19 protein-coding genes are annotated in these 21,693 nt (G+C 44.6%); all 19 read left to right on the forward strand.

Annotation, left to right across the window (positions count from 1 at the left end):
• The first annotated feature begins 19 nt into the window (after nucleotides 1–19).
• A complete protein-coding gene (locus tag IWT5_RS06645; protein WP_089109171.1) occupies nucleotides 20–1,183 on the forward strand; it encodes a cysteine desulfurase family protein in 1,164 nt (387 codons plus the stop codon).
• A 1-nt stretch (nucleotide 1,184) separates the two neighbouring features.
• Nucleotides 1,185–1,532 carry a DUF1831 domain-containing protein gene (locus IWT5_RS06650; RefSeq protein WP_089109172.1) on the forward strand — a complete coding sequence of 116 codons (348 nt, stop codon included), beginning with the start codon at nucleotides 1,185–1,187 and terminating at the stop codon, nucleotides 1,530–1,532.
• Nucleotides 1,533–1,637: 105 nt separating this feature from the next.
• Nucleotides 1,638–2,762, forward strand: a complete 1,125-nt coding sequence (gene mnmA, locus IWT5_RS06655; protein ID WP_089109173.1) for a tRNA 2-thiouridine(34) synthase MnmA — start codon at nucleotides 1,638–1,640, stop codon at nucleotides 2,760–2,762.
• 98 nt (nucleotides 2,763–2,860) lie between these two features.
• Nucleotides 2,861–3,541, forward strand: coding sequence for a histidine phosphatase family protein (locus IWT5_RS06660; protein WP_089109364.1), 681 nt, complete (start codon nucleotides 2,861–2,863; stop codon nucleotides 3,539–3,541).
• Between the two features lie 12 nt (nucleotides 3,542–3,553).
• Complete coding sequence (locus tag IWT5_RS06665; RefSeq protein ID WP_089109174.1) at nucleotides 3,554–4,252, forward strand: tetratricopeptide repeat protein; 699 nt, start codon at nucleotides 3,554–3,556, stop codon at nucleotides 4,250–4,252.
• Nucleotides 4,253–4,285: 33 nt separating this feature from the next.
• Nucleotides 4,286–6,805, forward strand: coding sequence for an SF1B family DNA helicase RecD2 (gene recD2 / locus IWT5_RS06670; protein WP_089109175.1), 2,520 nt, complete (start codon nucleotides 4,286–4,288; stop codon nucleotides 6,803–6,805).
• Between the two features lie 58 nt (nucleotides 6,806–6,863).
• On the forward strand, nucleotides 6,864–7,826 hold the full coding sequence (locus IWT5_RS06675) for a ribose-phosphate diphosphokinase (protein WP_089109176.1): 963 nt from the start codon (nucleotides 6,864–6,866) through the stop codon (nucleotides 7,824–7,826).
• Nucleotides 7,827–7,945: 119 nt separating this feature from the next.
• The gene (locus tag IWT5_RS06680; RefSeq protein ID WP_089109177.1) at nucleotides 7,946–9,592 is read left to right on the forward strand and encodes a peptide ABC transporter substrate-binding protein; all 1,647 of its coding nucleotides are present in this window, start codon (nucleotides 7,946–7,948) and stop codon (nucleotides 9,590–9,592) included.
• A 307-nt stretch (nucleotides 9,593–9,899) separates the two neighbouring features.
• Nucleotides 9,900–10,802, forward strand: a complete 903-nt coding sequence (gene murQ / locus IWT5_RS06685; protein ID WP_089109178.1) for an N-acetylmuramic acid 6-phosphate etherase — start codon at nucleotides 9,900–9,902, stop codon at nucleotides 10,800–10,802.
• Nucleotides 10,803–10,934: 132 nt separating this feature from the next.
• Nucleotides 10,935–11,927 (forward strand): aldo/keto reductase, encoded by a 993-nt coding sequence (locus tag IWT5_RS06690; RefSeq protein WP_089109179.1) that lies wholly within the window; start codon nucleotides 10,935–10,937, stop codon nucleotides 11,925–11,927.
• Nucleotides 11,928–12,051: 124 nt separating this feature from the next.
• Nucleotides 12,052–13,071, forward strand: a complete 1,020-nt coding sequence (gene rbsR, locus IWT5_RS06695) for a ribose utilization transcriptional repressor RbsR (protein ID WP_089109180.1) — start codon at nucleotides 12,052–12,054, stop codon at nucleotides 13,069–13,071.
• 297 nt (nucleotides 13,072–13,368) lie between these two features.
• Nucleotides 13,369–14,604 (forward strand): arginine deiminase, encoded by a 1,236-nt coding sequence (gene arcA / locus IWT5_RS06700; RefSeq protein WP_089109181.1) that lies wholly within the window; start codon nucleotides 13,369–13,371, stop codon nucleotides 14,602–14,604.
• 23 nt (nucleotides 14,605–14,627) lie between these two features.
• A complete protein-coding gene (argF, locus tag IWT5_RS06705; protein ID WP_089109182.1) occupies nucleotides 14,628–15,656 on the forward strand; it encodes an ornithine carbamoyltransferase in 1,029 nt (342 codons plus the stop codon).
• 105 nt (nucleotides 15,657–15,761) lie between these two features.
• Nucleotides 15,762–16,730 (forward strand): carbamate kinase, encoded by a 969-nt coding sequence (gene arcC / locus IWT5_RS06710; protein WP_089109183.1) that lies wholly within the window; start codon nucleotides 15,762–15,764, stop codon nucleotides 16,728–16,730.
• 124 nt (nucleotides 16,731–16,854) lie between these two features.
• Complete coding sequence (locus IWT5_RS06715; RefSeq protein ID WP_089109184.1) at nucleotides 16,855–17,541, forward strand: Crp/Fnr family transcriptional regulator; 687 nt, start codon at nucleotides 16,855–16,857, stop codon at nucleotides 17,539–17,541.
• A gap of 42 nt (nucleotides 17,542–17,583) precedes the next feature.
• Entirely contained in the window at nucleotides 17,584–18,669 is a 1,086-nt protein-coding gene (locus IWT5_RS06720; protein WP_089109185.1) for a mandelate racemase/muconate lactonizing enzyme family protein, read from the forward strand.
• 14 nt (nucleotides 18,670–18,683) lie between these two features.
• Nucleotides 18,684–19,574, forward strand: a complete 891-nt coding sequence (locus IWT5_RS06725; RefSeq protein ID WP_089109186.1) for a C40 family peptidase — start codon at nucleotides 18,684–18,686, stop codon at nucleotides 19,572–19,574.
• The gene (locus IWT5_RS06730; protein ID WP_089109187.1) at nucleotides 19,571–20,311 is read left to right on the forward strand and encodes a serine hydrolase; all 741 of its coding nucleotides are present in this window, start codon (nucleotides 19,571–19,573) and stop codon (nucleotides 20,309–20,311) included. The genes IWT5_RS06725 and IWT5_RS06730 overlap by 4 nt, the downstream gene beginning before the upstream one ends.
• 86 nt (nucleotides 20,312–20,397) lie before the next feature.
• The gene (locus IWT5_RS06735) at nucleotides 20,398–21,420 is read left to right on the forward strand and encodes a DUF1002 domain-containing protein (protein WP_089109188.1); all 1,023 of its coding nucleotides are present in this window, start codon (nucleotides 20,398–20,400) and stop codon (nucleotides 21,418–21,420) included.
• Nucleotides 21,421–21,693: the final 273 nt, after the last annotated feature.

Below are 21,693 nucleotides of genomic sequence, written 5' to 3' on the forward strand. Positions count from 1 at the left end.
GGTTAAAGGAGTTTTTAAAGTGAAAGAAATTTACTTAGATAATGCAGCAACCACCCCAATTTCAGCGGAAGTTCTCACTGAGATGACGGATAAACTGCAAAATGTATACGGCAATGCGTCAACGCTATATGGCTTAGGCCGTCAGGCGCATACTGTGCTTGAAAACAGCCGTCAGATTATTGCGCAGAGCCTCAACGCGGATGAAGATGAGATTATCTTCACCAGTGGTGGTACTGAGAGCGATAACACCGCCATTATGCAGACGGCTTATGCACGGCAGTCATTAGGAAAGCACATCATTACGACGGCGGTTGAACACGAAGCCGTTTTGAAGCCGCTGCACTTTTTAGAGGAACAGGGCTTTGAAGTTACTTATTTGCCAGTTGACGAGACCGGGCAGATTAGTTTAGATGATTTCAAACACGCATTACGTGACGATACCATTTTAGTCACGATAATGACGGGTAATAATGAAGTGGGCACCCACATGCCAATCCATGAAATTGGCGAGCTGCTCAAAGACCATCAAGCTTGGTTCCATACGGACGCAGTTCAGGCATATGGTTTGTTGGATATCGATGTTAAGCGTGATCATATTGACATGCTGTCCACCTCTGCGCACAAGATCAACGGTCCCAAGATGGTCGGCTTTTTGTACCGCAAGACTGGCATTAACTTCCCCAGTTTTATTAAGGGCGGTGATCAAGAAGAAAAACGGCGCGCTGGGACTGAAAATGTTCCCGGAATTGCCGGAATGGCGGCGGCGGTTAAAACCATTACGACCGAAGAAAAGGCTCATCGCCAAGCTAAGTATTATCAGTTTAAGCAGGAGATCGTTAACGGCTTAACGGCTGCTGGTGTGGACTTTGAAGTTAACGGGTCGCTGGACCGTAACAACCTGCAGCACGTACTGAATATTTGGATTAAAGGTATCTCGACTTATGTGATGCAAACTAATCTGGATTTAGCGGGAATCGCTGTTTCTGGGGGCTCCGCCTGCACGGCAGGGTCGATTGAACCATCGCACGTTTTGACAGCAATGTTTGGGGCAGACAGCCCACGCATTTCAGAATCCATTCGAATCAGTTTCGGCCGTTATACGACTGAAAAGGATATTTCAGCACTGGTAACCAATATTTCTAAAATTGTGTCTCGGGTAGAGGCACGCAGTGAGGTGAAGTAAGATGGCATTTGATAAAACAAGCAAGTTACAGGGTGATGACCAGGCTTACACGATTAGTGACGGCATTAAGAAGTTCTCGTTAAGAGACGTTGGCTTTAGTGAAGGGAAGACTGGGAGTTTTACGTTAGTTCGTTCCTTAGATCCGACTTCACCATACAGTGCAACTGTTGAGTTAAAAGTCACGGTTAATGCTGATTTAACCGGGTTTAAGATGGCGGCGGTGGCTGCCAACGGGATGCGCGAGGTCAACATTTTTAAGATGGAACGTAAAGACGCCTTTCTAGAACAGTTCCATTACATTATGGAAAACCTGGCAGAACGGGAAATCATCGTTCCAGTAGAGCACTAATCGCTTGCAATAGCTGTGATTGGCGTGTATTATCATTTATACTGGATTTTTGCGACCTTCAACTCGTGGATTCTCCAGAATCTGTTATGAAGTGATGGTGATTTTATGCAAGACAACAGCCAAACGCGTGTGGTTGTCGGCATGAGTGGCGGGGTTGACTCGTCAGTTGTCGCACTACGCCTGAAGCAGCAGGGCTATGACGTTGTTGGTGTGTTCATGAAAAACTGGGACGACACTGACGAAAACGGCGTCTGCACAGCTACTGAAGACTACAAAGACGTGGCTAAAGTCGCTGCTAAAATTGGAATTCCTTACTATTCAGTGAACTTCGAAAAGGAGTACTGGGACCGGGTCTTTACTTATTTCTTAGATGAGTACAAGAAGGGCCGAACCCCTAACCCTGATGTGATCTGTAATAAGGAAATCAAGTTTAAGGCGTTTTTAGACTACGCTTTGGATCTCGGCGCTGATTATATTGCAACTGGCCACTATGCTCAGTTAAACCGTGACGAAGACGGCCATATGCATTTGATGCGTTCGGTAGATACGAATAAGGACCAGACTTACTTCCTCAGTCAGCTTTCGACTGAACAGCTGGACCGGGTGATGTTCCCAATTGGTGATATTACCAAGCCAGAAGTTCGTCAAATTGCTGAAGAAGCTGGCCTGGCAACTGCCCATAAAAAGGATTCCGTTGGGATCTGCTTTATTGGCGAGAAGAACTTCAAATCCTTCCTGGGTCATTACTTACCAGCAACACCGGGTAAAATGATGACGGTGGATGGCGAAGTTAAGGGCGAGCACGCTGGTTTAATGTACTATACGATTGGCCAGCGTCGCGGTCTTGGCATCGGTGGTGACGGTGAGGATAACGAGCCTTGGTTTGTGATTGGCAAAGACTTAAAGAAGAACGTTCTTTATGTCGGCAAGGGTTACCACAATCCACATCTTTATGCGACTCATTTGGATGCTTCAGATATTCACTGGGTCAATAATATTGATCGCGGTCAGGACTTCCGGGCAACCGCGAAGTTCCGCTACCGTCAGGTTGATACAGGTGTGACCGTTCATCTCTCTGACGATGGTCAAAAGGTAACGGTCGAGTTTGACGATCCTGTCCGTGCAATCACGCCGGGTCAAGCTGTCGTTTTCTACGACGGTCAGGAGTGCTTAGGAAGTGCCATTATTGATGCTGCCTACAGCAAAGATCGTCAACTTCAATACGTTTAAGATGTCATCAAAACCAACTTGGGTTCTTCACGGAACTTTGGTTGGTTTTTTTTGACTTAACCTGTCATAATAGTAATGATTAATTTTTTGAAATGACGATGAGTGAAGAGGGAAAAGCTTTGAGACTATTTTTTTTACGACACGGTAAAACGGAATGGAACCTTGAATCACGCTACCAGGGTGCTGGTGGTGATTCACCACTTTTACCCGAAAGTTATGCTGAAATCAAACAAGCTGGTGCGTATTTAAACCAATTCAAATTTGCCCATATCTATGCCAGCCCCATTAAACGTGCTCGGGATACGGCGAACACGGTTCGTCAGTATCTGCCGGGAAAACCGCAGCTCAGTCTTTTGAGCCGGTTGGAAGAGTTCCATCTGGGAAAAATGGAGGGCATGTTGTTTAAAGAAGCCCAGACCCGTTTTCCAGAGGAGTTTGATGCTTTTCGTAACGCGCCAGCTGATTATCGGCCGGTTGAAATTGGTGGCGAGAGCTTCCAGCAGCTGATTGATCGCATGACACCGGCCATCAAAACAATCGTGAAAGATTATCCTCACGACCAGGATAACGTTCTGATCGTGAGCCATGGGGCGGCATTAAACGCTGAAATCAATGCGTTACTGGGCACGCCACTGGCACATTTACGTGATCGTGGCGGCTTAAGCAATACCTCAACGACCATTTTAGAAACCCATGATTTAGGTGCTCATTTTGACCTAGTAGCATGGAATAAAACCGATTATTTGAAACGTAAACTGGATGCAACAGATACCATTTAGAGAGGCGACAACATGACGGAAACGGATAAGCAGCAGGCTGCACAAAAAGCAGATCGTGATGCAAAACAAAAGGAATCAGAACAATTACTGCACCGATTGGTCCAAGAAATCGATGATGACCCCGATAATTACCATACTTATTATGATTTAGGTGCTTTGTTGGTTAACCTGAAAAGCTATACACAAGCAGAGGAGTTAATGATGAAGGCTTTAGGACTCTTTGCTGGCAAAAGCCGGGCCGCCAAAGACACTTTGATGTATGGCTTAGGGAACGTTTATTACGAAGCTGGTGAATTCCAAAAAGCCATTGAACAGTTCAATCAGGTAAAGGATACTAAGTTAAAAAGTGATGCCTACATGATGCTTTCGCAAAGTTATATGGGGAACAATGATCATAAAACAGCGCTGGCTTTTGCGCTGACAGCAGCGGAGAATCGCCGTCAAGATCCCCAGATTAACCAGTTGATTGCGGATAATTTGCTAGCGGTGGGCAGTTTTGAAGAAGCAGCCAAATACTATGATCAATCGTTAGCTAGTGACCCTAAGAATGGTCGCGCGCAATTTGACCGTGGGATTACTGCAGTTGTTATGGGTCAAGATGCCACGGCATACTTTAAAAAGGCCAAGCAGCTGGACCCAAAGTACTACGAAAATGGTCAGTCACGGTTAGCTGATATTCAGGCTTTTCTGACTAAGAAAAAGGAACGTTAATCAAAGCACTAAGCGGAAAGTGGGATGGACTGAATGGCCAATGAAAATATGAACTTGTTTGATGCGGATCAACAGCCACAGCAGTCCTACATCGTTGGTACGGTGGTGGCGACTTTTTTCGAGAGCCCCGACAGCTTTTACAAGGTATTGCTGGTGAAAGTTTCAGTGACCAACCTTAACTGGCATGGCGATGAAATCGTGGTAACTGGTAATTTCGCCGATGTTGCTGAAGAAATGCCGTACCGCTTTTTTGGTAAGTTAGTTGATCATCCGAAGTATGGTCAGCAATTTCAAGCCGATAATTATCAAAACGAGGCGCCAACCACCAAGGAAGGTATTATCCAATACCTTTCAGGTGATGATTTTCCGGGATTGGGTAAAAAAACGGCCGAAAAGATTGTTGCCTTGCTGGGGTTAACGGCAATCGATCAAATCAATCAGGATCCATCAGTTTTGGATCCACTTAACTTAAAAACCGAAGTCAAACAGACACTGATTGATAATTTAACCAGTAATAATGGTGTTGAACAAATCATTATCGGACTCAATGGTTACGGTTTTGGTAGCCGGTTAGCCAGTGCTATTTTTGAACGCTACAAGGACAAGACGCTTCAAGTGATTCAAGAGAATCCTTACCAGCTGGTCGAAGACATTAACGGCGTCAGTTTTAAACGGGCAGATCAAATTGCTGAGCAGTTGGGCATCGGGACACAGTCACCACAGCGAATTCAAGCCGGTCTGCTACAGACTTTGGGTGAACTTGCAATGTCAGACGGTAATACCTTCACTAGCGCTGAACCGCTACTTAACGGCACCATTCGATTATTACAGGAGAGCCGTAATGAATCAGTTGATCCACAGCTGATTGCGGATCAGCTGCTTGAATTAGGTAAAGCCCAAAAAGTTGTTGGTGAAGGCGACCGGATCTTTTTGAAGGGGCTTTATGATGCCGAATGGCAAGCAGCTGAGCATTTGAACCGAATCCTGCAGGCCTCTGATCTCAAGACGTTTGACGATGAAATCATTGAAAAACAGATGCGCCTGGTTGAACGCAACCTAGGCATCACCTATGACGAATCTCAGGAATCTGCCATTTTATCGGCAATCCAATCTCACGTCTTTCTGTTAACGGGTGGTCCCGGAACGGGAAAAACCACGATTATTAACGGGATTGTTAATCTATATGCGAAATTACACGACTTATCGTTAGACATCAATCAATATAAAGACAAGCCATTCCCAATTTTATTGGCAGCACCAACGGGTCGAGCGGCAAAACGGATGAGTGAAACGACAGGACTGCCTGCCAGCACCATCCACCGGTTGCTGGGCTTGACCGGTCGTGAAAATAACGATGATGTCACCGCTAAGGATCTGGAAGGTTCTTTATTGATCGTGGATGAAATGTCCATGGTCGACATTTACTTATTTAGAACCTTGCTACGGGCAGTTCCTGATTCCATGCAAATTGTATTGGTGGGTGATAAAGATCAACTGCCATCAGTAGGACCGGGTCAAGTTTTCTTTGACCTGTTAAGCAGTCACCGTGTTAAAGCAATGGAACTGAGTACGATTTATCGCCAAGACGATGATTCGTCAATTATTCCGTTAGCGCACGAAGTCAAAATGGGACGGTTGCCAGCCGATTTTACTCAAAACAAGTCGGATAAATCATTTATTCGCTGTAACGCTTATCAGATGCCATCAGTGATCGAGCAAATTGTCGGTAAGGCCAAAAAGCGTGGTTTCACTGCGGATGATTTCCAAGTACTGGCTCCCATGTATCGCGGGCCAGCTGGGGTGACCCGACTAAACACGCTGATTCAGGAGATTATGAATCCACTTAGCGACACCCGCAAAAAGGAAGTTGAATTTCGTGGCGAGAAGTTTCGAATCGGCGACAAGGTGTTACATTTGGTCAATAGTCCGGAGAATAACGTCTTTAATGGTGATATCGGTTCAATTGTCGGGATTACTTTCGCTAAAGCGAAGGGCAATTCAGATAAAGTTGACAAGCTCACCGTGGCTTTTGATCAAACTGAAGTGACTTATCCCCGTAACGAATGGGATAAATTAACGCTGGCATACTGTACGACGATTCATAAGGCTCAGGGGAGCCAGTTTAAGATGGTGATTTTGCCAATGGTAATGCAGTATTCACGAATGCTGCAACGGAATCTGTTATATACGGCAATTACCAGAGCCAAATCAACGTTGATTTTACTCGGTGAACAGGCGGCTTTTGAGCAAAGTGTGAAGCGTCAGTCGGTGAACCGGAATACTGCGTTAGTGGATCGGTTGACTGCCACGATTAGTGAAGTTCAGGAATCAGTTGCAGAGCGAAAGACAGCAAAGAAAAAGATTTCAACTCATGCTGATAATCAGTTAGGCAAAGAAAACGACTCACCGGTTCAAACCGAAGCTTCTGCGGTTGAAAAAAAGCCGGCATTATTGAACGGCGGCATTTTGACCCTGTCATTGGTTAGCAGCGGACAGATCGATCCGATGATCGGAATGGGAAAAGTCACGCCAAAATCGTTTACTAACAAATAGTGATAGTGTACTATTTGTTTAGTAGTTTAGTTGATAATACGAATCGTGGAGGAAAAACATGCCAAATCAGAGTGAATCTAAACATCCTTTGAAGATGTTTGCTTTAAATTCAAACCGGCCATTAGCAGAAAAGATTGCTGCAGCAGCGGGTGTTGAGCTGGGAAAAGCAACAATTAAGCATTTTAGTGACGGTGAAATTGCAATTACAGTAGACGAAAGTATTCGTGGTGCTGACATCTTTTTGATTCAATCAGTTTCAGATCCGGTTAATACCATGCTGATGGAATTGATGATCATGGTGGATGCAGTCCGTCGTGCCAGCGCGCACTCCATTACGGTGGTCATCCCTTATTATGGCTATTCGCGTGCTGATCGTAAGGCACGGTCTCGCGAACCGATTACGGCTAAACTGATTGCCTCCTTATTAGAAGATGATGGTGTTGATCGTGCAGTGACCTTGGACTTGCATGCGGCACAGCTGCAAGGATTCTTTGATATTCCAATGGACCACTTGGAAGCAACACCGCTATTAGCAGGTTACTTTGTGGATCATGGGCTGACTGATAATTTGGTCGTCGTTTCACCCGATCATGCTGGCGTTTCAAAGGCCCGCCGGATGGCAGATCTGTTGCAGGCACCGTTAGCGATTATTGATAATCGTGATCCCAATAAGTCAACGACTTCTGCTGATGCTGTGATTGGTTCAGTGGCAGGTAAAAACGCAATTTTGGTGGATGATATCATCGATACCGCTGTTCGGATCTCAATTTCAGCTCAAACGCTGAAGAACGCCGGTGCAAACGATATTTATGCGGTGGCAACTCACCCGGTATTTAGTAAGAATGCCGTTACGCAAATGAAAAACTCACCCCTTAAAAAAGTAATCGTTACCGATTCTATTCAAATGCCTGAATCGAAACAATTTGATAAACTGGAAATTATTTCCGTTGGTAATTTGATTGGCCAAGCGATTCGGCGGATTTACTCTGAACAGAGTGTGGGACAACTGTTTATCCGTTAAGCCCTCGAATTGCCTGAAATCGGCGCCTAATAGTTTGCCCATCCATATTGGAGCGGGCATTCTTTTGACTGGTAGCACAAAACAGCAGTAATTTCAGACAGGAGATGGAGAGTAAACGTATGACATTTAAAAAATTCTTAGTCGGTATTGGTAGCGTCGTGGTAGCCTTGAGTTTGGCTGCCTGCGGACAATCTAAGACCGACAGCAGCAGTAATCAGCAGATGGCTGATAAACAAGTGCTCAATCTGAGTAGGTCTGATACCATTTCCACATTGGATAACTCATCAGCAGCTGAATCAGTGAGCTTAACCGCTCTCTACGCGACAAATGAAGGCTTATATCGTTTAGGAAATCATTCTAAGATTGAAAATGCATTGGCAACTAAGACGCAAGTTTCAAAGGATGGGTTGACCTATACGTTTAAGCTCCGCAAAAATGATAAGTGGAGCGACGGGAAGCCGGTAACGGCCCAAGACTTTGTTTATTCTTGGCGTCGAACTGCTGATCCTAAAACAGCGGCAAACTACGCGTACTTATTTGATGGCATTAAAAACTTTAGCGCCATTCAAAAGGGTAAAATGAGCCCAAGTACGTTAGGAATAGCTGCACCAAGTAAGGAAAAGCTGGTGGTGACGTTAAGCCGTCCAGTGCCTTACTTTAAGCTATTGCTGGCTTTCCCAACGTTTTTCCCAGAAGAACAGTCAGCTGTAGAAAAATACGGCAAACAATATGGGAATAACAGTCAGGAGGTTACCAACAACGGTCCATTTAAAGTGGCTGGCTGGAACGGAACAAATAATACTTGGAGCCTAAAGAAAAATCCTAATTATTGGGATAAAAAACACGTCCACTTGAGTGAAATTAAGTATCAAGTGGTTAAGAGCCCAAGTACCGGTTTGAACCTGTATAACCAAAACAAGCTTGATGTGACACCGTTGACGGGAACGCAAGTCGCAAACTATCAAGGCAATAAGGGCTTCCAGAAGTTTGAAGGCGGCTCGATCATGTACCTGCAAATGAATGAAAAGCGGAACAAAGCGTTGAGAAACGTTAAGATTCGTCAAGCCTTATCACAAGTGATCAATAAAAAGGCACTTGCCACCAATGTCTTACGTGATGGTTCAACTGAACCTAAAGGGTTTGTCTCAACTAACCTCAGCAGAAATCCTAAGACTAAAACTGATTTTGCAACGGATGCCTACGTGAAGTCTGGTGTGACGTATAACGTCGCTAATGCCAAGAAACTTTGGGCTGAAGGCCTAAAAGAAGTGGGCGAAAAGAAACTGACGCTAACGTTATTAAGTGATGACACGGATCAGGCTAAGACGACGACGCAGTATCTTCAGGACCAATTCCAGAAACTGCCTGGTCTTTCCGTTAACATTGATAACGTGCCTTACAAAAACCGTTTAGCGCGCTCATCAAATGGTAATTTTGATTTAGTCGTTTCAATGTGGGGTGCCGATTTTGCGGACCCAATTAATTTCCTGAGCTTACAGGAGACTAATAATCCAACTAACAACGGCAAATGGTCCAACAGAAAATTTGATCAGTTGATCAAGGCTTCAGAGACGACCCATGCCAACGAACCGCAGCAACGTTACGACGATCTGGTTCAAGCTGAAAAGATTTTGATGAAAGATCAAGGTGTTATCCCGCTGTACCAGCCATCCACAACTGAATTGTGGCGGCCAAACGTGCATGGTTACGTTTGGAACCCAGCTGGGATGAGCCGTGGTTTAAAGAGTATTTATATCACCAAGTAGTTTGATGTGAATAAGGTCTATTCCGTTTTTTGCGGAATAGACCTTATTTGTGTTAAATGGCCGAAATCTGAGGCTCGACCCGTTTCAGACTGGTTTCAAAGCCAACCAAAATGGCAAAGCTTACAGTCTAGCTTACTTATTACAAGCGTAATTTTCAGTAAAAGATGAAAAAATAGTGTGAGTGTTAATATAAGTTTGAAATAAGCCATGAAACATGATATACCTGAATAGTAGATAATGAAAGCGATAACAAATACTGATTATCTTTTGCAATCTAAAGGTACTTGTTGAAAATGGAGGATTTGAAATGAATTTTGAAGATTTATTAACTGAGCAGCGTAACCGGCACTCAACGCATATTGATCAGGTTGACACGGATGATATGGTGGATATCATCAACCGTGAAGACCAACGCGTTGCACGATCCGTTCAAAAACAGTTGCCACAAATCTCCCAAGCTATCAATCTGGCAACGAAACGGTTTGATGCCGGCGGTCGCCTGATTTATATTGGTGCTGGGACTTCTGGTCGATTAGGCGTGCTTGATGCCACTGAATTACGGCCAACTTATGGGCTGGAAGAGTCGCAGACTTTTGGCATTATTGCTGGGGGACCTGAGGCGATGTTCCACACGCTTGAAGGGGTTGAAGACTCTGCTGAATCAGCTGAAAACGATTTAAAAAAAGTGCAATTGAACGAAAAGGATATTGTGATTGGGATTGCTGCTAGTGGGGCAACGCCATATACGGTGGCGGCGCTGCACTATACGAAACAAGTCGGGGCACTTGCCATTGCGGTGGCTTGTGTGACTGACAGCCCGCTTGAACATAATGCCGATGTGGCAATTTGTCCGATTGTGGGTCCAGAAGTCATTACAGGGGCTACGCTTATGAAAGCTGGGACTTCTCAAAAAATGATTCTAAACATGATCTCAAGCGGAATCATGATTCGTTCAGGCAAAGTTTATCAGAACCTGATGATCAACGTGGTGCCCACCAATGAAAAAACTAATCGGCGGGCCAAACGAATCATTGCTGCTGCAACACAAACGTCAACCTTGGCAGCTGAAAGAGCACTGGATCGTGCAGATAACAACGTGCCGCTCGCTATCTTATTGATTGAGACCAAGGGAACAATTGCGGAGGCAAAAGCTTTACTCAAGCAAGCTGGCGGTCATGTTAGCGACGCGGTCAAACTTAGTCTGCGTTAGTCATTGGGCTTAGGCCAGTAAATGATTAAACTTGATCTGGTGCTGATATTCACATGGTTTTCCCCTTGACCGGGTGTTATTCTCCTTTTAAAATTGATATGTACCATTCAGAAGAGAAGGAGAATCATTAATATGTATACAGCGGATGAAAATCGTTACGACGGCCGGATGCCCGTTCGTCGTGCCGGGAACAAAGGCTTGCAACTCCCTGCAGTGTCATTTGGCATGTGGCACAGTTTCGGGAATGAAGCCAATTATTCTGACAGTGAGAAGATTATTTTAAAAGCATTTGATAGTGGCATTTTCAGCTATGATCTGGCGTATAATTACGGACCGGGTTCTGGTGCCGCAGAACGGTTATTTGGTCAGATTTACCAAGCTAACTTGAAGCCCTACCGGGATGAATTGGTGATTACCACCAAAGCTGGTTTTCATATGTGGCCGGGACCGTATGGCGAGATGAGTTCCCGTAAGACGCTAATTAATGCCATTGATGGCAGTCTTAAGCGAATGGGACTGGACTATGTGGATGTCTTCTACAGTCACCGGTTTGATCCAAATACCGATCCTGCTGAAACAGCGGAAGCACTCGATAGTATAGTTCGTTCGGGTAAAGCTTTGTACGTCGGTATTTCAAACTATAATGACGTGCAAACTAAGGCCATCATGAAAACCTTTAAAGAACTGCACACCCCGTTTGTCGTTAATCAGTTATCGTATAACATGCTGAATCGTGAAGTTGAGGACGATGGTGTTTTGGATACACTGAAAGAAAATAATTTGGGCATGGTTGCTTATGGACCATTAGCTGAAGGATTGTTGACTAACCGGTACCTGGGCGGCATTCCAGAAGATTTTCAGATTCACTGGAGCAGTACTGAGGTCATGGATCAAGGCCGTGCGAAGTTAACCGCGAAACTTAATCAGCTGAATGACATTGCTCAAAACCGTGACCAAACCATGGCTCAAATGGCTCTGGCCTGGTTGCTGAAAGATCCAGTCGTCGTCAGTGTTGTTACTGGCGCCTCAAAAGCGTCGCATCTGGAAGATAATCTCAAGGCTGTTCAAAACATTCGTTTTTCAGCAGACGAATTAGAAGAAATCGATTCAATCATCAAAGGCTAATTAAATAGTTTACCCCCCATTTCATCATGATTTGAAATGGGGGATTTATTACATAAATTACCAGGTCAACCTGAATGAGCTGAGTGCCCGCTTCAATTCAACCAGGTTGCAGGAGGAGGACATCGTGGCTCAAAAAGTGACAATTAGGGATTTAGCTGAGGCTGCTGGGGTCTCAGTAACAACAGTTTCTCAGGTTCTAAATGGTAAGGGTGAGCGGTTTAGCAGTGATACGCGAGATCGAGTACTGAGATTACAAGAAAAATTGGGCTACGTTCCCGATTACAACGCCCGTAATTTAATCATGGGCTCTACCCAAACAATCGGCGTTTTAGTACCTAACTTAGCTAATCCATTCTTCAGTATGTTTATCAAGGGGATCCAGCAAGCTTCTCAGTCACATCATTTTGTACCGATTATTTTTGACGCCAATCAAAATCAAAAGCTGCAAAGTATGTATATTGAAGAATTGATCAAACGGGCAGCCAACGGGTTGATCATCGCTAGTGCGACTTTAGATGCCAACGATATTGACCGGATTTTGACGCGAAACGGCATTCCTTATTTGCTGTTTGATCAAAATGATGCCCAGATCGGTGACCGGGTTTGGGTCGATGACTATAAGGGCGGTCAAATGGCGGCTAATTATCTCCTAGCCAAGGGCCATCGTCGGATTGCATTGGTAGTCGGAGAAAACATCACACATAATATTCAACAGCGAATCAGCGGTTTCAGAGCTGGTATGGCCAAATACCGATTAACGTTAACTGATGATATGGTGGTACAAACCTCCATGACCAAACTAGGCGGGTATGAGGCAACCTCAGAGGTTATTTCAAAAAAGCCGACTGCCGTATTTTGTATCAACGATGAAATGGCCATTGGCTTATATCGCGGTGTTCAGGAGCGAGGACTAAAGATTCCAGATGATTTATCGATCATGGGCTATGATGATATTGATTTAGCTAACTTTATTACGCCTAAATTGACTTCTATCCACCAGCCTGCCTTCGAAATGGGGCAAGTGGCAACAGACTTACTGATTGAGCGGTTGAATAATCCTAAACTGGCACACCAAGATAAGCAGCTGCCACTGGAATTAATTACCCGCGATAGCGTAAAATCAATTCAATCTGATATACAATAAAAATGTGAATCATTTATGAATTTTAATTGATTAAAATGAGAATAGCGCTGATTTAATGCGATATCTAAAGTTCCTATATATTTAATTTGATTTTAATATTCTAATAATATGCAGAAAAGTGTGTATATTTAAGTGAACCGAGCTTAAATTAACGCGTTTTTTGCATATTTTTTTTGCCAAATTTAAACCGGCTTAAAAATGTGAAATTCTTTGCATTTTAACTGTGAAGTACTCGATGAAACTGCTGCCTAATCATCATATGATTAAGATGTTAAAAAGAGATAGGAGGTAATAATCATGACAAAACCAATCCATGTGACATCAGAAATCGGTAAACTTGACGTTGTAATGTTGAAAAGGCCAGGCGCTGAAGTAGAAAACTTTACCCCTGAAATGATGCCAAGGCTCTTGTTTGATGACATTCCTTACCTACCAATTGCTCAAAAAGAGCATGATAACTTTGCGGATACTTTAAGAGAAAACGGTGTTGAAGTGCTGTACCTCGAAAAATTAGTGGTAGAAGCACTAGATGCTGGTGGCTCAGAACTAAAAGCCAGTTTTCTTGATCAGATGTTGACCGAATCCGGCTACGCGGCTGGAGTGATTCACCATGTTCTTGAAGATTATTTACTCAGCATGACGACAACTGACATGGTGGTTAAACTGATGGCCGGTGTCCGAAAAAATGAATTAGATTTTGTCCCACAAGACTTGGTAAGCGCAGCCGAGGAACAGAATTATCCGTTCTTCTTGGATCCAATGCCTAACTTGTATTTCACTCGGGATCCAGCTGCCTCAATTGGGGATGGTTTAAGCATCAATCACATGACGTTCCCAGCAAGGCAACGTGAATCGCTCTTTATGACAACGATTATTGAGCATCATCCAAGGTTTGCTAACCAGGGACTGAACGTTTGGCGTGATCGTAATCAGCCAGGGCGAATCGAAGGCGGGGATGAATTAGTCCTCAGCAATACCGTGATTGCAATCGGTGTGTCTGAAAGAACGTCAGCCCAAGCAATTGAAGATATTGCCCGGCGGTTATTTGAAAAGCAGAGCGGTTTCGAAAAAGTGCTGGCGATTCGGATCCCGCATAACCATGCAATGATGCATTTGGACACAGTTTTCACAATGATCAATCACGACCAATTCACGGTTCATCCAGGGATCTTGGGTGAAGGCGGCCAAATTGATACGTGGACGATTACTGAAGATTCAAGTGGCGACCTTCGTGTAGATCACCAGACGGATCTGAAACAAGTGCTGAAAGATGCGCTGGGATTAGATGATCTGGATTTAATTCCAACTGGCGGTGGCGACCCGATCATTGCAGACCGTGAACAGTGGAACGATGGCTCAAACACGTTGGCAATTGCACCAGGCGTGGTAGTCACCTATAATAGAAACTACGTATCAAATCAAGTACTGCGTGAACATGGGCTCAAAGTCCTTGAAGTTCTCTCCAGTGAACTTTCACGGGGCCGTGGCGGTCCACGATGCATGAGTATGCCGCTGGTACGGGAAGATCTATAACCTAAAAAAAAGGAGCTATAATCATGACAGATTTTAAAAATAGCGTTTTTCAGGGACGGTCAGTGTTGGCCGAAAAGGATTTTAGTGCTGATGAATTAAATTATTTAATTGACTTTGGGCTGCATTTAAAAGCCCTCAAAAAAGCAGGGATACCACATCATTACCTAGAAGGTAAAAACGTGGCCTTACTGTTCGAAAAAACATCGACACGAACTCGTGCAGCTTTTACGACTGCAGCCATTGACCTTGGGGCTCACCCAGAGTTCCTAGGTGCAAATGACATTCAATTGGGTAAAAAAGAATCAGTTGAAGATACCGCTAAAGTACTGGGCAGCATGTTTGACGGGATCGAATTCCGTGGTTTCAGTCAAAAGGTAGTTGAACAGTTAGCTGAATTTGGCGGTGTGCCGGTTTGGAACGGTTTAACTGACGAATGGCACCCAACTCAGATGCTGGCTGACTTCATGACAGTGAAGGAAAACTTCGGTCATCTGAAGGGCCTGACCTTAACATTCATGGGTGATGGCCGGAACAACGTTGCTAACTCATTGTTAGTCACAGGTGCGATTCTCGGTGTCAACATTCACATTGTGGCACCAAAAAAATTATACCCAACACAAGAAATTCAAGATCTTGCCAATGGCTTCGCAAAAGAATCTGGTGCCAAGTTATTGATCACCGATGATCTGGATGAAGGTATGAAGGGTTCAAATATCGTCTATACCGACGTTTGGGTATCGATGGGTGAAAGTAACTGGGAAGAACGGGTTAAGCTATTACAGCCATATCAAGTTAACATGGCAGCATTAAAGAAGACGGGAACACCCGATGACCAGCTCATCGTGATGCACTGTCTGCCCGCATTCCACGACACAACCACTGATTATGGTAAAGAAATTGAAGAAAAATATGGTTTGACTGAAATGGAAATTACCGACGAAGTGTTCCGCAGCAAATATGCGCGTCAGTTTGAAGAGGCTGAAAACCGGATGCATTCTATTAAAGCCATGATGGCGGCAACGTTAGGTAATCTCTTTATTCCAACTGTCTAACGCAAACAACGTTTTTAGGGGGGCTAGAGCAAACATGATATTAGTGTTTTGCTCAGCACCCCTTTATTCATTTAGCAGGCAACTTAGTAGAAAGGATGATTTCCCATGACAGCACGCAAAATTGTCGTTGCACTGGGCGGAAACGCTATTTTAGCGAAGGATGCCAGTGCTGCCGCGCAACAACGCGCGTTAAGAGAAACTGCTAGGTACCTTGTCAAATTTATTCAGCAGGGTGATTCACTGATTATTTCCCATGGTAATGGTCCGCAGGTTGGTAATCTTCTGTTACAGCAGGCTGCAGGAAGCTCACCAGACAACCCAGAAATGCCGTTAGATACAGCAGTAGCGATGACTCAGGGAAGTATTGGGTACTGGCTGCAAAACGCGATGGCAGCAGAACTGACAGCATTAGGCTTAGAAATTGACGTTGCCACCGTGGTTACGCAAGTTGTGGTGGATGAAAATGACCCGGCCTTTGAATCACCAACTAAACCGATCGGTCCATTTTATAACAGTGAAGAAATTACCACGATTAAGTCCGCTAATCCTGACTTTCATTTCGTGGAGGATGCTGGGCGGGGCTATCGTCGGGTAGTCCCATCACCGCGGCCAGTTGATGTGGTTGAGGCAGGGGCGGTAAACCAGCTGGTAAACGCTGGCGTCATCCCGATTGCTACAGGTGGTGGCGGTGTTCCCGTTGTACGGCGGGGACACGAATTGATCGGCTGTGAAGCAGTGATCGATAAAGATTTTGCTTCGGAAAAGCTGGCTGAGCGGGTTGGGGCGGATCAATTGATTATCCTAACAGCAGTTGATCACGTTTACGTTAACTTCAACACGCCAGAGCAGCAACAGCTGACGACAACATCAGTTGATGAGTTACAGCAGTACATTGCTGATGGTCAGTTTGCAGCCGGCAGCATGCTGCCAAAGGTTGAAGCTGCGATTGAATTTGTGACGCACCGTCCAGAAGGCCAAGCAGTGATCACCTCGTTAAGTAACCTTGGCAATTTCATCGAAAATGGGTCGGGGACGATCATTTCAACGGTTAGCACCGAATCAAATATTTTATAAAGCAACCCTTCATTAAGGACAGTTTGACTTGACGGTCAGGCTGGCCTTTTGTTTTTTAAGATCAAACTTAAAATTAGAATCAAATGGCGTATAATAATAGCCAGATAAGAAAGGGGCCTGTTTCATGCTGGAATCCGATGATCCGTATCGCCATTATTTACGCCAATTACCTGAATTTTGTGATTTTACCGAAGATGAGTATGCGAGGTTAACGCAGGACTTAACCGTGAAAACTTATCCAAAAGGGCAGGTATTGTTTGATCATGGTGATGCACGCCAACGCTTTTATTTTGTGATCAAAGGCGTGGTTCGATTGGAACGGTTGGATGAGACAGGCAATTTTTCGTTTATTAATTACGTTAAATCGGTTAAGGGATTTCCCTATCGGGGCCTCTATACAGACAAAGATTATCCATACACGGCAACGGCTTTGACTGCTATCACGATTGCTTCAGTGCCGATGGCAAGTTTTGAGGCTATCGTGGCGCTCAATCCACGCGTAACGCGACAGGTGATCAGCCAAATGAGTCAGTTATTGGACAGAATGGAAAACCGCCTGCAAAAACTGGTGACTTCAAGTGCCACGAGTCGGGTGATTCAGGCGCTGATCATATTTGGCACTGATATGGGCGAACAAACGCCAGCAGGCGATGTTTTGATCCCGTATCCGATTACGCTGATTGAGTTGGCACGGTTAAGCGGGACCACCCGTGAAACAGCTGGTCAGGTCGTCACCAAACTGGAAGTGGCGGGCAAGTTAAGCTATAACAAGAAGCGGTTTCGGTTTGATCCGCAGAATTTAACCTTTTAACCAGAAATGAATTTTTAGCCATGAAGAGCTGGGGGCAATTTTATGTCATTAACAATTAAAAAAATTGAAACATTTCCAATCGAAGTACCTTTAAAATCACCGTTTAAAACGGCTTTGAGAACCGTCACGACAGCAAGTAGTTTAATTGTGCGTCTGACTGATTCCGATGGGTTTGTCGGGTTAGGTGAAGCCGCACCAACGGCACCAATCACGGGCGATACGGATGCTAGCATCAAATATGCAGTGGAAAAGGTGATTGCTCCCAAACTGATTGGTGTTTCGCTGACGCAGCCAGAACGGGTCAAACAACTGATTGATACGGCGCTGGTCGGTAATCATAGTCCCAAAGCTGCGGTTAATATTGCGGTGAATGAATTGCTGGCAAAGCACTATGGTGTTTCACTGTCAGAATGGCTGGGCGGGTACCGTCAAACGATTTCAACCGATTATACGGTTAGCGTTGGTACGGCTCAAGAAATGGTTAAGCATGCCCAGCAGTTAATTACCGAGGGTTTTAATACCCTGAAAGTTAAGGTTGGCAGTCAATCGCCCTTTGAGGATTTAAAGCAGGTACGTGCCATTCGTCAAGCGGTTGGCCCAGAAGTTAATATCCGGCTGGATGCCAATCAAGGTTGGCATAAAAAACAGGCCGCCAAAATGATTAACCAGATGGCTCAAGAGGGGCTAGACATTGAATTAGTTGAGCAGCCGGTTCCAGCGGATGATTTTGAAGGAATGGCCTACGTGACTGCTCATACAGATACACCAATTATGGCGGATGAAAGCATCTTTTCCGTTAAGGATGCGTTAAGACTCCTAAAAATGGCCGGTTGTGATATTATTAATCTCAAGTTAATGAAGGCAGGCGGAATAGATAACGCTTTGAAGATCAATTCGATTGCTGAAGCGTTTGGTGTTCCCTGCATGGTGGGCAGTATGATCGAGTCACAAGTTTCCGTTACTGCAGCAGCGGCAATGGCAGCCGCAAAGGCCAATATTCAGTATTATGACTTGGACGCGGCCATGATGTTTAAGACACAGCCAACAACGGGCGGTATTACACATGAAGGTGCTGTTATTACGATTCCGGATAAGCCCGGTTTAGGTATTGAATTTAAAGCCAAGTGAGTGGGGGTGAGCAAATGGAAAAAAGACGTGTCATCGTTCCCGTAGCGACTTTATGGACGAGTCAAAAGGCACCACGGAATATTGATCAGCTAGCACTCGATGGGAAGTCCAAAGAATGGGTAGCCAGTATGACCACCGAGCAAACGGTTGATTTGTGTGATGCCAAAAGATTAGAGACGCAGGCTGTTTTTAACGATGAAGTTTTGATTGATTCTGTTGATGGTGAGTGGGCTCAAGTTTTCTTGACCACACAAACTGACGATGCTGATGAGAGAGGGTATCATGGCTGGCTGCCAACTAGACTTCTTTCTGACAAACCCGTTGCGTATCCAAAGGGGATTGGCCAAGTTCACGTTGTTGTGCCATTTACGCAACTGTACGATGAACACCGGCAACCGTTGATGGAAATTGTCATGGGCACCGAATTGACGGTCTTGGCAGAATCAGACGATTTATTACGTGTTGCGACACCATTCGGTGAGGGATTCATCAAGACTGACAGTACGCTTGTGACTGTCAAAGGTGAGACCAACGGCGAAAAGATGGTCAATATGGCTCGGCAATTTTTAGGACTACGCTATCTTTGGGCGGGTATTTCACCCTATGGTTTTGACTGCTCAGGCTTTATGTACACGTTGCACCGGGTACTTGGCATTACGATTCCGAGAGATGCTGATGATCAACGAAACAGTGGTCAGCCAGTAGAACCGGAAAATCTGCAGCCTGGAGATTTATTATTCTTTGCCTATGAACATGGTAAGGGGTATGTTCACCACGTTGGGATGTACATCGGTGATGGTCAAATGATTCAGTCCCGAACGCCTGGAAAACAGGTCGACATTGCCAAGTTAACCGAAATGCGGTACGCACCAGAATTTGTGGCAGCAAGAAGGTACTGGGCATGAGTCTGCAAACAGAGGTTGATCAGCTAATTGCACCTTACAAAAATTTGGTTTCTATTTGTATGTATGATACAGATGAGCTAGTTTACAGTCATCATTCCCATCAACAAATGCCAGCAGCTTCACTCATAAAACTAGCCATTTTAGCGACTGAACTCGAGCGAAATGAGGATTTAAGTCAGTTGATCAAGGTGAAAGAAACACCAGCTGTCGGTGGTGCCGGTGTGTTAAAACTCATGGCACAGTCAGAATGGTCACTCGCAGATTTGCTGGCGCTCATGATTAGCGTTTCAGATAATTATGCGGCCAATGCGGTCATTGATCATTTGACGATGCAGGTTGTGAATCAGTGGTTGGCAGTCAATCATTATCAAGAGACCAGTCTTCAACGGCGATTGATGGATGTTGAAGCCAAGGTGTCAGGTCATGAAAACCTCACATCTGCGTTTGAGGCACTGCGGCTGTTTAGAGGCTTGATGGCTCACTATCCGAAAAGCACCCAGTGGTTTTTAAACCAGCAATTTCGGGGTAAGTTACCGCTATTGATGGACGAAACAGCAACGGATGTCGCCATTTACAATAAAACGGGTGAAGGCCCACTAATTGATCACGACGTTGCTCGTTTTTCAAAAAAGGGTCATTATATTGATGTTGCTGTTTTGACGCAGGGGTTTACAAACCGGTTAACGGCAATCTCGTTGATGGCTCAAATTGGTCAGTTGGTTTATCGCTCATTATGAATTTATTAAAAGGGCTGAAAGAGTATTCAGCCCTTTTGTGTGCCGTGATACACTAATGTTAACTTAGTTGAAATGAGGAGATCATTATGAAGAAAGCAGTTCGAATCGGTTTAATCAGTGGTGCGCTGTTACTGTTATTGGGTGCTGCTACGCCCATTTCCGTGTTAGCTGATAATACAAATGGGGTGACGACAAGTTCCGATTCAGCTAATGCATCATCTGGACAAGCTGTTCAGACTAAAGCTCTATCGAAGCCATACGTTGTTTATGGGGCCGGTCTAGCTTCCGAAGATAAAGATGCTGTGTCAAGTGCATTGGGGGTTCAGTCTAACTATCAAAGTTTGACGGTGACGGGCTCAGATTATGGCACTTACATCAACTCCGCTGGTACGACTGATGCTAGTATGATCAGTTCAGTGTCATTAGCACCAGCCGATCCGGGTACGGGTGTGAAAGTTAATATTGCCGATTTTAATGGTCACAATAATATTACCCAAGTCACGTCGCAGCAATACGCGATGGTTGCCACGATGGCCGGAGTCAAGGACGTCATTATTACGGTTACGGCCGACAAAACCGTTTCTGGGGAATCGGCTTTAACCGGTGTTTATAAAGCGTTGGCTGCTGATGGTCTGACACTTAATCAGCAAAACACGCAGGCAGCTAACGGGGTTATGGATGCGACTCAGCCAGCGATTAACCAAAATCAGGGTGATAAAAAATATCCCGGCAAGTTAATGGCTGCGGTTGGAAGTGTGTCGTCCGACCTCGCCAAACAGCGTCAACAGGATAACCAGTACGCAACTAAGGATGAAATCAGACAGATGCTTGATGACGCGCTGGCCAAACAGGGGATTCAGTCGCAGACACCAACAACGGTGATCAATAACATCGTCATCGCATTAGGTAATGTCCAAAAAGCGCCCGTTTCGGGAACCTCGAGCTACGTTGATAATGCCAAGCAAGTTGCTAGCAACATCAGCAATTCGGTAGGTAACAAGATGGCGCAGTTAAAGGATTTCGCAAATAATGCGGATACGAAAGGCATTATGGGATTTTTAAGCAGAATTTGGCAGTCAATTGTCGATTTCTTTAACAATTTATTCTAAATTGAAGCTGTTTATTAAGTAAAAAGTAATTGAATAATCACAAAAAGACTAACTAGCTGCTATGGTGAATGAAAATAGCAACTAGTTTTTTTGTATGTTACAAAGCCTTATAAATAGCATGATGACGGGACTACACAAAGATTAAAAGAAATTAATAAATTGCTTATCGCAAGAAAATCTTAAACTTTTTTGTTGATTATTTAGAAAGTGTGTTAATATGAACATGTAATTTCTGTAAAGCGTATTCACAAGATGATCAATTTAGGAGGGGTG

This window comes from Secundilactobacillus mixtipabuli, assembly GCF_002217925.1.
Classification (GTDB): Bacteria; Bacillota; Bacilli; order Lactobacillales; family Lactobacillaceae; genus Secundilactobacillus; species Secundilactobacillus mixtipabuli.

What these genes read in the sequence shown, in the direction of transcription:
- IWT5_RS06680 (WP_089109177.1), top strand. Translation starts at nt 7,946, where the DNA reads ATGACATTTAAAAAATTCTTAGTCGGTATTGGTAGCGTCGTGGTAGCC.
- murQ (WP_089109178.1), top strand. Translation starts at nt 9,900, where the DNA reads ATGAATTTTGAAGATTTATTAACTGAGCAGCGTAACCGGCACTCAACG.
- IWT5_RS06665 (WP_089109174.1), top strand. Translation starts at nt 3,554, where the DNA reads ATGACGGAAACGGATAAGCAGCAGGCTGCACAAAAAGCAGATCGTGAT.
- IWT5_RS06730 (WP_089109187.1), top strand. Translation starts at nt 19,571, where the DNA reads ATGAGTCTGCAAACAGAGGTTGATCAGCTAATTGCACCTTACAAAAAT.
- IWT5_RS06735 (WP_089109188.1), top strand. Translation starts at nt 20,398, where the DNA reads ATGAAGAAAGCAGTTCGAATCGGTTTAATCAGTGGTGCGCTGTTACTG.
- arcA (WP_089109181.1), top strand. Translation starts at nt 13,369, where the DNA reads ATGACAAAACCAATCCATGTGACATCAGAAATCGGTAAACTTGACGTT.
- IWT5_RS06650 (WP_089109172.1), top strand. Translation starts at nt 1,185, where the DNA reads ATGGCATTTGATAAAACAAGCAAGTTACAGGGTGATGACCAGGCTTAC.
- argF (WP_089109182.1), top strand. Translation starts at nt 14,628, where the DNA reads ATGACAGATTTTAAAAATAGCGTTTTTCAGGGACGGTCAGTGTTGGCC.
- IWT5_RS06720 (WP_089109185.1), top strand. Translation starts at nt 17,584, where the DNA reads ATGTCATTAACAATTAAAAAAATTGAAACATTTCCAATCGAAGTACCT.
- IWT5_RS06715 (WP_089109184.1), top strand. Translation starts at nt 16,855, where the DNA reads ATGCTGGAATCCGATGATCCGTATCGCCATTATTTACGCCAATTACCT.
- IWT5_RS06690 (WP_089109179.1), top strand. Translation starts at nt 10,935, where the DNA reads ATGTATACAGCGGATGAAAATCGTTACGACGGCCGGATGCCCGTTCGT.
- recD2 (WP_089109175.1), top strand. Translation starts at nt 4,286, where the DNA reads ATGGCCAATGAAAATATGAACTTGTTTGATGCGGATCAACAGCCACAG.
- mnmA (WP_089109173.1), top strand. Translation starts at nt 1,638, where the DNA reads ATGCAAGACAACAGCCAAACGCGTGTGGTTGTCGGCATGAGTGGCGGG.
- arcC (WP_089109183.1), top strand. Translation starts at nt 15,762, where the DNA reads ATGACAGCACGCAAAATTGTCGTTGCACTGGGCGGAAACGCTATTTTA.
- IWT5_RS06725 (WP_089109186.1), top strand. Translation starts at nt 18,684, where the DNA reads ATGGAAAAAAGACGTGTCATCGTTCCCGTAGCGACTTTATGGACGAGT.
- IWT5_RS06660 (WP_089109364.1), top strand. Translation starts at nt 2,861, where the DNA reads ATGAGTGAAGAGGGAAAAGCTTTGAGACTATTTTTTTTACGACACGGT.
- IWT5_RS06675 (WP_089109176.1), top strand. Translation starts at nt 6,864, where the DNA reads ATGCCAAATCAGAGTGAATCTAAACATCCTTTGAAGATGTTTGCTTTA.